This window comes from Nafulsella turpanensis ZLM-10, from assembly GCF_000346615.1.
Lineage (GTDB): Bacteria > Bacteroidota > Bacteroidia > Cytophagales > Cyclobacteriaceae > Nafulsella > Nafulsella turpanensis.
This window is the reverse complement of record NZ_ANNU01000056.1, coordinates 1-13,040: the sequence shown is the minus strand read 5'-3', so window position 1 is coordinate 13,040 and position 13,040 is coordinate 1. Positions and strand designations below refer to the sequence as shown.

Annotated in this window: 8 protein-coding genes; 1 reads left to right on the top strand and 7 read right to left on the bottom strand. The window is 47.2% G+C overall.

Features of this window, described 5'->3' with window-relative positions:
• Positions 1-8: 8 nt before the first annotated feature.
• The 6 genes from F752_RS0119370 to F752_RS0119340 form a co-directional block, all read right to left on the bottom strand.
• Entirely contained in the window at positions 9-2,237 is a 2,229-nt protein-coding gene (locus tag F752_RS0119370) for an NADP-dependent isocitrate dehydrogenase (RefSeq protein WP_017733404.1), read from the bottom strand.
• 135 nt (positions 2,238-2,372) lie between these two features.
• Positions 2,373-3,191 (bottom strand): 3-methyl-2-oxobutanoate hydroxymethyltransferase, encoded by an 819-nt coding sequence (panB, locus tag F752_RS0119365; RefSeq protein ID WP_017733403.1) that lies wholly within the window; start codon positions 3,189-3,191, stop codon positions 2,373-2,375.
• 390 nt (positions 3,192-3,581) lie between these two features.
• On the bottom strand, positions 3,582-5,132 hold the full coding sequence (locus F752_RS0119355) for a PAS domain-containing sensor histidine kinase (RefSeq protein ID WP_152425220.1): 1,551 nt from the start codon (positions 5,130-5,132) through the stop codon (positions 3,582-3,584).
• 269 nt (positions 5,133-5,401) lie between these two features.
• The gene (locus tag F752_RS0119350; protein WP_017733400.1) at positions 5,402-6,238 is read right to left on the bottom strand and encodes a mechanosensitive ion channel family protein; all 837 of its coding nucleotides are present in this window, start codon (positions 6,236-6,238) and stop codon (positions 5,402-5,404) included.
• A gap of 117 nt (positions 6,239-6,355) precedes the next feature.
• Positions 6,356-6,862 carry a phosphoribosyltransferase family protein gene (locus F752_RS0119345; protein WP_017733399.1) on the bottom strand — a complete coding sequence of 169 codons (507 nt, stop codon included), beginning with the start codon at positions 6,860-6,862 and terminating at the stop codon, positions 6,356-6,358.
• Between the two features lie 345 nt (positions 6,863-7,207).
• On the bottom strand, positions 7,208-7,678 hold the full coding sequence (locus F752_RS0119340) for an Lrp/AsnC family transcriptional regulator (RefSeq protein WP_017733398.1): 471 nt from the start codon (positions 7,676-7,678) through the stop codon (positions 7,208-7,210).
• A gap of 389 nt (positions 7,679-8,067) precedes the next feature.
• Between F752_RS0119340 and F752_RS0119335 the strand changes: the two genes are divergently transcribed.
• Positions 8,068-9,078 carry an SDR family oxidoreductase gene (locus F752_RS0119335; protein ID WP_017733397.1) on the top strand — a complete coding sequence of 337 codons (1,011 nt, stop codon included), beginning with the start codon at positions 8,068-8,070 and terminating at the stop codon, positions 9,076-9,078.
• A 68-nt stretch (positions 9,079-9,146) separates the two neighbouring features.
• Here F752_RS0119335 and F752_RS26725 read toward each other — a convergent pair whose 3' ends face one another.
• Positions 9,147-11,930 carry a T9SS type A sorting domain-containing protein gene (locus F752_RS26725; RefSeq protein WP_160164145.1) on the bottom strand — a complete coding sequence of 928 codons (2,784 nt, stop codon included), beginning with the start codon at positions 11,928-11,930 and terminating at the stop codon, positions 9,147-9,149.
• Between the last annotated feature and the right edge of the window lie 1,110 nt (positions 11,931-13,040).

The following is a 13,040-nucleotide window of genomic DNA, read 5'->3' as shown; positions in this document are numbered from 1 at the left end:
CAAGGGTATTAAAAATTTTTCAGAATATTATTTAGCGTCTGGCTTGGGCGCATGGCTTTTTCTGTCTTGTCGGCATCCGGATGGTAATAGCCGCCAAGGTCGATAGCTTTGCCCTGCACCTCATTCAGCTCCTTAACAATTTTATCTTCATTCTCGCTCAGCTCCTTTGCCAGCTTGCCGAACTTCGACTGCAGCTCTGTATCCTTGCTCTGTGCTGCCAGCGCCTGTGCCCAATAGAGCGCCAGGTAAAAATGACTGCCCCGGTTATCGAGCTCCCCTGCTTTACGCGAAGGCGATTTATCGTTATCTAAGAAGGCACCATTTGCCTTGTTCAGGGCTTCGGCCAAAGCCTGTGCTTTTTCATTCTTCGTTTTCATGGCCAGGTCTTCCAGCGAAACGGCAAGGGCTAAAAACTCACCCAGCGAATCCCAGCGAAGGTGATTCTCTTCCACAAACTGCTGCACATGCTTTGGAGCAGAGCCACCTGCTCCTGTTTCGAACAGGCCGCCACCCGCCAGAAGTGGCACAATGGAAAGCATTTTAGCACTGGTGCCCAGCTCCAGGATGGGGAAAAGGTCAGTCAGGTAATCGCGCAGTACGTTACCGGTTACAGATATGGTATCTTTTCCGGCTTTGGCTCTTTCGCAGGTATAGCGCATGGCCTCTACCGGCGACATTATTTTAATTTCAAGGCCACTGGTGTCGTGGTCTTTCAGATATAGCTTCACCTTTTCTATCAGGTTGGCGTCATGCGCCCGTTGTGGATCGAGCCAGAAGATGGCAGGTGTCTGGGTGATGCGGGCGCGGGTTACGGCCAGCTTTACCCAGTCCTGTATCGGCAGGTCTTTGGTCTGGCTCATCCTGAAGATGTCGCCTTCCTCTACTTTCTGTTCCAGCAACACCTTTCCGGAAGCATCGCTTACGCGCACGGTTCCGCTTTCGGCCATTTCGAAGGTTTTATCATGGGAGCCATACTCTTCGGCCTTCTGCGCCATTAAGCCAATATTCGGTACGGTACCCATGGTGGTAGGGTCAAAAGCACCATTTTCCTTACAGAAGTTGATAATCTCCTGGTATATGCCGGCATAGCTACGGTCAGGAATGATGGCCTTGGTATCGTGCAGCTCCCCGTCTGGTCCCCACATTTTGCCTGATGAGCGAATGGCAGCCGGCATGGAGGCGTCGATAATGACATCACTTGGCACGTGCAGGTTGGTAATTCCTTTGTCGGAATTAACCATGGCCAGCTCCGGGCGTTTTTCATATACCGCCTGAATATCGGCCTCAATGGCTGAGCGCTTCTCGTCCGGGAGGGTTTTTATTTTGGCATACAGGTCGCCCAGTCCATTATTGGGGTCTACGCCAATTTCCTTGAACAGGCTGGCATATTTCTCGAACACCTCTTTGAAGTATACGGTAACCGCATGGCCGAACAGAATAGGGTCCGATACCTTCATCATCGTCGCTTTCAGGTGGAGCGAAAGCAGCAGGTCTTCTTCCTTTGCCTCACTGATTTCCTTCTCCAGGAAAGAACGCAGGGCCTTGCAGCTCATGACAGAAGCATCGATGACCTCTTTCTCCTTCAGGCTCGTTTTTTCCTTGAGGGTTTTCGCCTGCCCGTCGGCCCCTACGAATTCAATTTTTACATCGCCGGCCTGCTCTACCACCACAGATTTCTCGCTGCCGTAGAAGTCGCCTTCCGTCATGTGGGCCACATGGGTTTTAGAATCGCTGCTCCACGCACCCATGGAGTGCGGGTTCTTTTTCGCATATTCCTTCACGGCTTCGGCCACTCTCCTGTCGGAGTTACCTTCGCGTAAAACAGGATTCACCGCACTACCCAGCACTTTTGCATAGCGGGCCTTCACTTCTTTTTCTTCCTCATTTTTAGGCTCCGACGGATAATCCGGGATGTTATAGCCTTGTGCCTGCAGCTCTTTAATAGCCGCATTCAGCTGGGGAATGGAAGCACTGATGTTCGGCAGTTTAATGATGTTGGCCTCGGGCGTTTTGGCCAGTTCGCCCAGGTATGCCAGGTCATCGCTTTGCTGCTGGCTTTCGCTCAGCCTGTCGGGGAAGCTTGCCAGGATTCTTCCTGCCAGTGAAATGTCGCGTGTTTCAACGGCAAGGCCCGCTGTTTGCGTAAAAGTCTGGATGATGGGCAGCAGCGAATAGGTTGCTAAAGCAGGGGCTTCATCTGTTATGGTATAAACAATTTTAGATGCTTGTTTGGTCATTGTTCTGTTAAGGTTTTATGCGCACTCGTGGAGTGGCTAATAGTTCAATTTTAAAAATGAGCGAAGGCTCACCTAAAAAGCAGGCTGTAGATAATAACTGTATGCCCGTGGCAAAGTTAAGGGATTTGCCTTTAATTAATAACTCTCCTTATCATTCGGAAAGCTACTGGACTTTACATCGGCTATATAATGGCTAACTGCCTCTGTAATTACCTGGTTTAAATCGGCATAGCGGCGCAGGAAGCGGGGCTTAAAATCTTTGGTAATGCCCAGCATATCATGGACTACCAGCACCTGACCATCTACTTTAGGGCCTGCACCTATGCCAATTACCGGGATGCGGAGGCGCTGCGCTACCTTTTCGGCCAGTTTCGACGGAATTTTTTCCAGCACCAGGGCAAAGCAGCCACAGGATTCCAGCAGCAGCGCATCTTCTATCAGCTTTTCTGCTTCTGCCTCTTCCTTCGCCCGCACACTGTAGGTGCCGAATTTGTAAATGGACTGGGGCGTGAGGCCGAGATGTCCCATTACCGGTACACCCGCACTAATTATCCTCATGACCGATTCCTTGATTTCGCTACCGCCTTCCACTTTTACTGCATGGGCGCCCGACTCCTTCATGATGCGGATAGCCGAACGAAGGGCTTCAGAGGAATTGGCCTGGTAACTACCGAAAGGAATATCGACCACCACGAGGGCTCTTTCTACTGCTTTTACCACACTGCTGGCATGCCAGATCATATGGTCGAGCGTAATAGGAAGGGTCGTTTCGTTCCCGGCCATTACATTGGAGGCCGAATCGCCCACCAGCAGTACATCGATACCGCCGGCATCGAGGATACGCGCCATGGAATAATCGTAGGCCGTGAGCATGGAAATTTTCTCGCCACGGCTCTTCATTTCCTGTAACTGATGGGTCGTTACTTTTTTAATATCGCTTTTGTGCACTGACATAGGTGCAAGATAAATATCTCCACCAGTAATACAAAGTTCAGGGAGACTGTTCAGAAAGAATTTGTGGAATGGGAGCCCTCAGTGAGAGGAGACTGGGAGTAGCACTAAGGTCTTCAGGCATCGATTCTGCAGATATGCCTGATTTGTCATCCCCGCAGGGGATCTATAAATAAATGCCTAAAGAAGAAAAGCCTAAGGAAAAAAATGGAGCTACTTTTTAACTGCCCCGTTTTATCTTTCTGCTACTCCTCAGATGCCCCGGGGCATGACAATGGTAACACATCTGCCTGCTTACCTCCCCTGCAGGATAAACCTCCCGGGAGGGAATCCCATCCGGCTCAGAAAAAGCCGGAGGACAGGTGACCTTCCGGATAAGAAGTTTGAATTTTTCTACTGAGCTGCCTTTTGAGCAGCAGCAGAACGCTTGTTAGGGAGGCGAACCACAAATTTTGTTCCTACATCTTCCTCCGATTCAACCGCTATTTCGCCATTCAGCTTCTCGAGTACATTTTTTACAATGTAAAGGCCCAGGCCGGAACCTTCGCTGCTTTCAGACGCTCTCACAAACATATCGAACACTGTCGACACTTTTGAAGCCGGTATACCTTCTCCGTTATCTTCGATAATAAAAACAGCCTCCTTTTCACTTACACTCACATCAATATGAATAAAAGAAAGGTCGCGGGAGTAGCTCCGGTACTTTATGGCATTCGAAATAAGGTTGTTGAGGATAATGCGGATGCGGGTTATGTCCGACACAAACACCTCTCCGTGCCTGACATTGATGGTAAGGGCCAGGTTTTGGGTATCGGCAACATGATAGAAGCTGGTGAACGAATAATTGATTTCGTTCATAAAGTTAATCTCCACGGGGGCATCATTGATCCGGTTATTCCTGCTCATGCTCAGCAGGTCCATTACCAGGTTATCCAGCCGCTTAATGCTGCCTTCTATCATGTCCACCACATTCTGCTTCGCCTTTTCGTTGGTTTCGATCCGCAGGATGTTAACAAGGCCAAGGATGGATCGCAGAGGAGAACGAAGATCGTGAGAGGCATGATAGACGAAATTATCCAGCTCAAAGTTTACCTTTTGCAGCTCCAGCAGGTTTTGCTTGGTATCGGTAACATCTTTCAGTACACATTCCAGGAAGCCTTCCTCGGGATAAAAACAGGCCGAAAGAGATACCCAAAGAATCTTTCCATCCCAGCGCTTTACCTGCAACTCATGGTTTTCGATAATGGTAGACCGCAGGAGCTCTTTGAGGGTTTCTTCCCTTTCTCTTTCATTGGTGAAGAAATCTTTCAGGATTACCCCTTTTTGTGGTTCAAGCCCGAATATTTCCCATGCTTTTCCGTTTGCTTCCAGTATTTCCCCGGTCCGGATATCGGCACGAAACATCCCTACCAGCGAATTCTCGAATAAATTCCGGTACTTTTGCTCACTCTGTATCAAAGCTTCCTCAGCCATTTTGCGTTCTGTTATATCCGTATGAGAACCAGAAATCCGGTAAGGCCTTCCTTTGCTGTCGCGTAAAACTGTTCCCTTCGAGTGTATCCACCTGTAGCTGCCATCTTTATGGCGCAGGCGGAATTCAATATCGTAATTTTTATAATCTCCTTTTATATACCCGTAAAAAGCATCCAACGCCCCTTCTTTGTCACCGGGGTGCAGGAGGCTTTCCCAGCCCAAGAGGTTCTCTTCCGCTTCGGAAATGTCATAGCCGAGCATACGACTCCAGGGCTCGGAAATAAAGACTTCATTCGTCTTCATATTCCAGTCCCACAGGCCGTCGCTGGCACCATTGGCAGCCAGTTCATACTTCTGCAGGCGCTCCCTGATCTCCTTTTCTCCTTCTGCTTTTGATTCCAGCGCTGCCTTTAGCTGCTCAATTTGCGCCTGCAATGCCTTATGCTCATTGCCTGGTATGCTCTCTTCCATAAAACCCTCCACAGCACCCGTCAGGCATCGGCAAAGTTTGCGACAAATGCTGTTTTTGAAGAATAATTCGCTACAAATTAATTACTTAAAAGTAACGAATGCTGTACAGCTGTTTATCGCAATATTATTTAAATTATTGCAGTGTAATGTTTCCGGGAAGAATGTTTTTATAACACTAGCTGCTGTTTAAACAGGCCCTCAGGCTTCATTAAAGTATAAAGCTTTCTCCTGCAAAACAACATTTCCGGCCAAATACTTAAAGTAAAGCTTTAAGGCCTGGTCGCCGGAAAAGCATGCTGGTAAACATGCAAATCGCGCTGAGGGAACGGAATGGTAATATTTTCGCGGTCGAAATGCTGCTTAACCTGTTCGTGCAGGGCAAAGTTCACATCCCAGTAATCTTCTTTGGTCGTCCAGATCCGCATGGAAACATTTACGGCATTATCCAGCAGTCCGCTGACCACAATACTGGGAGCCGGCTCTTTTAATACACGGGGATCGGCCTCCGCTTCCTGCCTGATAATATCTTTTGCCTTCTCTATGTCGTCTTTGTAACTAATACCGAAATTGATAACCAGGCGACGGGTAGGCTCCACCGAAAAGTTGGTAATGGTCGCCCCGGCCAGCTGGCCGTTTGGCATATAAATCGTCTGGTTATCGGGAGTTTTAAGGACTGTATTGAGCAGGTTAATGATGTGTACAGTACCCGAAACACCCATGGCCTGGATAAAGTCTCCCTTCCGAAAGGGCTTAACGGTGAGGATAAGTACTCCACCCGCAAAGTTGGAAAGGCTTCCCTGCAGCGCCAAACCGATGGCAAGACCGGCCGAGCCGAGCACAGCCAGAAAAGAGGCCGTTGGTACCCCTAAAACAGATACCACGCTCAGGAGCAGCACCACCTTCAGCATAATGCCCATTATACTTTCCAGGAAGGGGCGCAAAGACTCATCCACCTCCCGCTTTGCCATTACCCTGCCGATAACATTTACAAACCGGCCTATGAGCCACCAGCCCACTATCAGGATTAATATGGCCATCAGCAAATTAAAGCCATACACCACCACCATTTCCGTTAGCTGATCCACATAGACTGCTACATCATCCATTTTTTTCTGTATTAAGTATGAAGTTATAAATATAAAGTTCCGGCTCGGACAGGGCGAAGCAGGTAAAGGGACAGACTCTCCTCTCCCACCCCGGCGGCCGATAAAAAGTTCTGCTGTTTAGCGGAGGTAAACAGCGGGGGTGCCTTCCGACAAGGCCACTTCGATATGGTCGCTCAGGGTCGTTGCCAGCTCATAGCCGGTATACTTCGCCTGCACCGGAAAAGTAGTGAGGCTCCGGTTGACCAGCACGGCTATTTCGAGCTTTTTAACAGGGTTCTGCAGGAAGGGCTTTAAGCTGTAGGCAAGCGTTCGGCCGGTATTGAGAACATCATCGGCCAGTATAATCACCTGCCCCTGCATTTGCTCCACCGGGTGGTCGAGACTAATGGCCGACTGGGAAGGAGCCTGCTTATCGAGACTTATTTTAACGAGGAGAATTTCTTTGTCTGCTATCGTTTCTATTTCCTCTTGCAGCAAGCGGGCAAAGAGGTAGCCCTGCCCTTCAATCCCCGCCAGCACCAGCCGGTTTTCTGAAAAGTTATTTTCGAAAATTTCGTAGGCGATACGCCTGATTTTTTGCCTGATTTGTGCCTCATCCAGCACTAAATTTTTCGCAGCAGTCATACTTCAGCTCGTTTAAAAACCGGCGGGTAAAAAGCGCCACTTTTTCAGTGCCCGAAAGAGAATGAAATCATTCGTGCAGCGCTGCCAGCTCATTTTGGTGCCTAAATATACGATGGTTCGGGGCAAATATTAAAAAGTTTCTTCCCATTCCTGCTCTGTCGTCGATCCTTTCAGCAGCTTAAGAGAAATTTAAGCTGTTTAAGTAGAGATTAACCTCTCTGCAGCAACAGAAAAAGCAGGACTTCCGCTTTCACTTCCTGCCCCACCTCCCGCGATTAGGGCTGAAGGTTCAGGAGAGAAAGTGACGAAGGTCCTGCCCTGTTAAATTTTCTATGAATTTTCTTCTTAAGAAGGAATCGGCATGCTCTTGCTGTCCTTGAAAGTCGACAGAATAACCATTGACTGCATATTATCCACTACAGAAATCTCACTTACCTTTTCCAGCATCAGGTTCTGGTAAGAGGAGATATCCTTCGCAATCACCTTCAGGATAAAGTCACCGGTACCGGTAATGTGGTGGCACTCAATAATTTCATCGATGGTATTGATGGCAGAGAGAAAAGCATTGATATTTTCTTTATTGTGACCTTTCAGCGATACATGCACAAAAGTAGAAACCCCCATCCCTATTTTATTCGGATCGAGGCGGGCGTGGTAGCTCTTAATAATGCCGGTCTGCTCCAGTTTCTTTACCCTTTCGAGGGTTGGGGCAGGAGAAAGACCTATTTCCTTTGACAGCTGTGCGTTGGTAATCTTTGCATTCTTTTGTAGAATGTCGAGAATCTTTCGATCTATCTGATCAAGTTTAATACTCATTTTTCTGTTTTTAAAAATATTGCTGCAAATTTAGTTATATAACTACGAACCCTGCAACAAATTTTATATTTGTTCCTGTTTTTTCACATGAGCGGCAACAGAAAAACATAAATCGCTGAAGAGCAGCCGTCTACAAAAAAACCTCATCAGTACCATTAAAGAAAGCTTATGCATTGCATTTCCCGGGCTACGGCCATTAAGCATCTTTCCCAGCCCCGCTAAATTTCTTCCTCCCTGTAGCAGTAAAAAAGGATTTGCTTAACAAATTACAGCAGGATAAAACAATGTTTTTTATGGAGATGGAAAGGATTATTAGTATCTTTACCAGACGAAAGTACTGGCCCACAAGCTCCTGCGGGGATTAAACCTTCATTTATAAAGAGGATCCTTTGACTGAAACAAATTTTCATTCCACGCTACCCAAACAGGCTGTTCTGGTTACCGGCGGTGCAGGCTTTATTGGCTCTCACCTGGTAGACCGGCTCTTGGCAGCGGGCAAGAGGGTGGTCTGCCTTGACAACTTTTCTACCGGCACCAAAAGAAACCTGGAACAAGCGCTGCAGAATCCTAACTTCACTTTAATTAGCGGGGACATCCGGCATTATGAAACCTGCCGCAAGGCTGTGGAGGGCATTTCTTATATATTTCATCATGCCGCCCTTGGTTCTGTGCCCCGCTCTATTCATAATCCCGTTCCTACGAACGAAGTAAATGTGGGTGGTTTTGTCAATATGCTCACCGCTGCCAAAGAGGCGGGCGTAAAGCGTTTCATTTATGCCGCCAGCTCCTCCACTTATGGTAATCACCAGGGCCTCCCCAAGGTGGAAGAACTGATTGGCCAGCCTCTTTCCCCCTATGCTGTCAGCAAATACGTGAATGAGTTATATGCGCAGGTCTTCGGGCAAGTGTATGGCATGGAAACCATTGGCCTGCGCTATTTCAATGTTTTCGGAGAGCGGCAGGATCCGGAAGGGGCCTATGCGGCCGTAATCCCACGCTTTATAAAGGCGCTGATAAACGGGGAATCTCCCCTGATTAACGGAGACGGAAATCACTCCAGGGATTTTACCTATATCGAAAATGCCGTACAGGCCAACCTGCTGGCGGCGGCCACGGAGAAGCCGGAAGCCATTAACCAGACCTTCAATGTAGCTTATGGGCAGGCCACTACTTTAAATAAGTTAATGGACCATCTCCGCGAGCTGCTTTCTCCCTATCGCCCCGAAGTCCGGTTCATCCCCACCCATTATGGCCCGGAAAGAGCCGGCGATATCCCCCATTCCCTGGCCAGCATCGACAAAGCCAGAAAGCTGCTGGGCTACCACCCTGAATTCAGCATTCGGGAGGGACTGCAGAAAACCGTGGAGTGGTTCTTCGAAAATTCCCTGGCCCAAAGGTAGAGATGCCATTTTGTACGTCGCCATCTTAGCATAAGAAAGATAATACGCCTCCACGGAGGAAAACATAATTAATTCTTTACAAACCTGTAACTATGCTGTTCGGCCCCATAGCGGCAGCGGACGTAGTAGATTCCTTTTCCCAGTCCACGAATATCAAGCAGATGCTCATTTAATCCGGCTCCCAACCCATTCAGGGCTGTTTCCTGCACTAAACCACCCTGCGCGGAATATATTGCCACGGCTACAGAGCCCCCTTCGTCCGGCAAAACAAAGCTCAGCCTCACTTCATCGGAACCCGGGTTCGGGTAGGGCTCCTGCATCATAAAAAGCTGGTCGAAGTTCAGACATTTTTCATTGTTGACCTCCGACAGCTCCTTTTCTACCAGCGTCAGGGTAGGCTTCAGGCGCACACAAATAAAACGGAACTTCCGGCTGCTGCTTTCAATCAGCTGCATATTAAGCGGGTAATTCAGCTGCTCGCCTAGTTCCAGGGAATCCGAAAGCTTTTCATTAAAGAAATATTCATTGTTGACAGATATTTCAATGTCCATTTCACTTACCCGAATGGTTCCCCTGTTTTCAAGGTCCAGCACCAACTGCAGCTGGTCGCCCTGCCGGATAGTATGAAGGCTGTTAAGCGCGACATCAAAGCTTGGATCCACAACCGATATGCGCTGCAAGGTGGTATCGCTACAGTTATCTGCATTAAAAGCAATAAGGCGCACCTCATAATCACCTGTTTCGGTAAAGGTAAAGGAAGGGCTTTCTTCCGTGCTGCTGCTTTGCTGTGCATCGCCGAAGAACCATTGAAAAGCTGTTGCCCCCACTGATTCATTCCTGAAGTTAACTGTAAACGGGGCTACTCCTTTCAGTCGGTCCGGTGTAAAGGCAGCCACCGGCGGTGCCCCTACCTGAACTGTTTTACTGATAGTATTAGAGCAGCCGGCAGCATCTGTAAGCCTGAGCTCAACTGTATAGCTTCCCTCGGCGGGGAAAAGATGCTGCAGCTGTTTCCCTTCCTGCACCACCCCATCGATGCTCCAGCGGTAAGCCGCCGAGGTATATCCTGATTCGAAAACAGCCGTTTGGCCACTACAATTGGCATAGTAATCGAAATCCACCTCCGGCAGTGGAGCAATGACAATCTGCCTGGTGCCGGTAGCGCTACAGCCATTGGCCAGGTTCAGTTGCAGGAATATCTCATAAGTACCGGCAAGGGGGAAGCTAAAGCTGAAGGCGCTATCGGCAAAAACTTCGTCGCCCACCATCCAGTAGCGGGACAATACCGGCACCCCTCCTGTGTCAGTAATATCGGCAATGATACCGGCGGCCCCCTCGCAGGCTCCATCGAAGCCAATCTGCACGTCCGGCAATGGCTCTACTTCAAGCGTTTTTGTGATGGTTTCGCGGCAACCCCAGGTAGTAGCCACGCTCAGGCTCACCTCAAAGCTCCCTGCCTCCGGGTAGCTGATGGCAGTATCCCGGGCGCTGCTGGTAAGTATGGAGCCGTCGGGCATCTCAAAAGCCCACTGCCAGTCGATTATATTTCCATCGGCATCGACCGAAGCATCCGAAAAGGCTATCCTATTTTCTGTTCCTGCACAAAGGGCGCTGGTGGTAAATTCCGGCTCCGGCAGGGAGTAGACATTGACGGTTTGGGTATAGGCAGTTTCGCAGCCCAGGCTGTTTTTCGATTTCAGCACCACCGTATACTCACCCGGTTCCTGGTAAATATGCTGAGGGTCTTCCAGGGTAGAGAAGGTACCATCCCCAAGGTCCCACTGATAGCCGGTTATGTTGGTACCACTGGTCTGGTTGTCGAATACTATCGCACCGCCACTACAAACCGGACTGGCCGCGAAAAGCGTTTGCGGTCCCTGCTCTACCGTAACCGATTGAGTAGAAACAGAAGTACAGCCAGGAATACCCGCCGAAAGGGTAACGGTATAATTACCTGCGGCTGCATACTCATGCGAAGGGTTTTCTGCCGTAGAGGTAGTCCCATCGCCAAAATCCCAGAGGTAAGTGATGACAGAGTCGGCTGCATAATTTGTCTCATTCGTAAAAGCAACCGCCGCATTGGTACAAACCTTCGATGCTGAAAGGCTATAAGCTGCCTGCGGCTCGGGGTAGACAGTTATTTCTTTTTCAAAGAACTTGCCACAGCCGTTTTCGCTCTCAATATCGAGCCGTACGGTGTAAGCCCCAGGTTCAGTAAATTGGTAACTGGCCTCAGCTGAAAGCTGCTGTGAACCATCGGGGAAAGTCCAGGAGTAAGAGGTGATGTTTTTCTCGGGGGTATGGTTTTGAAAGGTAAATGTATTTACATTAGCTATACAGGCATTATCTGTTTTAATACTTACAGTTGCGGCCTCTGACGAATTTACCTGAACTGAATCCAGACTAACAGAAATATCTCCTTCTTCATCATACACTCGTAAACTTATAAGCTGCTTACCCGGGGTTGAGTATTTTACACTAACCGGATCTTTTGAATATGCATAACTACTGCTTACTTCTGTTTCATCTTTATAAGTTAACCTGTACAATTCTTTATTATTGTCATTAATAAGCCAGCCATACCACTCACCCTTTTCTTTTACCAGTGTTAAATTGTATCCTATACCAAAAGTTCCTAAAGTACTCATATCTTCCGCACTGCCTATAGAAGTCCGTAGATTCCCACCAAGCTTTGTACGGAATAAATGGCCACTAATTGTGCTAATCATTACATAATAATCAACACCTTCCTGATTTACTTCAATGCTTACGGGCTCCTTTCCATTAAACAAGTTTTCAGCAACAATAGTGGAGGATAATGGAAGTCCACCTAATGAGGATCCGAAGTCCAAACGAATTATACGTTTGTTAAATCGAGAAACTACGAAACCATACCATTGATCGCATTCTTGTATTAGAGATATATCTCTCAAGCCACTCCCTCCACTTATTGCCCCAGTTGTTTTTACTTGTGGTTTATTATTTATAGTGCTACCAAAATCAATAATTGATAAAGAATTTGAACCAAAATTAGTAATCATAACAACAAGATTCCCTCCATTCCTTTCCACGACCATTCCTGAATTAACTCCTCCAACTAGTGATGTTATTTTCTCAGCTATAGGGGCATTACTTAGCCCATCACGAAATGTGAGCTTTATTAAGCTGCTGTTCCCCCAATTATGTACAAAGCCATACCATATACCTGATTCTTTTATCATTTCTACAGATACGGGAGAATTAAAAAGAGAACCTAAATTACCTAAATCAATAACCTCAATAGTATTTTCATGAGGACTATTCCCTAAATAAACTCTAAATAACTTATTGTTATCTCTGCTTGTAATAAATGAGTACCACCCTGTATTATCCTCCGCAATAGCCAGTCCTAATGGACGGGACGCAGAACTTAGCGAGCCAAGCTTTTCTGCTGTTATAGTATTTCCCAAACTACCTGAGCTAAAATCCCACTCATAACGGGTACCATTAATACTTGTATTTGTAAAAGAAAGACTCTCATCTACGCAAACCTCCGCTGATTCTTTTGTGAATTCAGAAGTCGGGCATTGAGCAACTGCATTAAAGCAAAAAACAGTTACAAGCAAGAAAACTGCTAGTATTTTATAATGATGATAGGTGTAGAAAGTCAAGATGATAGATGAAGAATGTTAAACTGTTTCTAAAAGAACAAATTGAAATAATTTACAACTTAGACCGAATAGATGAATTTTCCTATTGTAATACTTCTTAGCTGCCACTTGTAAAAAAGTACAACATTTAATTCCAGATGCTTATTCTTCTCAAGGTCAGGAATTCCTTGTTGTTTGTTAGGAAAGGAAAACCCTAGGGTTTCAAAACATCTATTAAATATTCCCATAATCATTCAAAGTGTAATGAAGCAAGGCTATATTTAGTGGACCCCAAGCTTAGGACAGCTTTCTTTGAATTTTAATTGAATTAAG

Coding starts and splice junctions, on each gene's coding strand:
- F752_RS0119345 (WP_017733399.1), bottom strand. CDS start 6,862: ATGACTGCTGCGAAAAATTTAGTGCTGGATGAGGCACAAATCAGGCAA.
- F752_RS0119340 (WP_017733398.1), bottom strand. CDS start 7,678: ATGAGTATTAAACTTGATCAGATAGATCGAAAGATTCTCGACATTCTA.
- F752_RS0119350 (WP_017733400.1), bottom strand. CDS start 6,238: ATGGATGATGTAGCAGTCTATGTGGATCAGCTAACGGAAATGGTGGTG.
- F752_RS0119355 (WP_152425220.1), bottom strand. CDS start 5,132: ATGGAAGAGAGCATACCAGGCAATGAGCATAAGGCATTGCAGGCGCAA.
- F752_RS0119370 (WP_017733404.1), bottom strand. CDS start 2,237: ATGACCAAACAAGCATCTAAAATTGTTTATACCATAACAGATGAAGCC.
- panB (WP_017733403.1), bottom strand. CDS start 3,191: ATGTCAGTGCACAAAAGCGATATTAAAAAAGTAACGACCCATCAGTTA.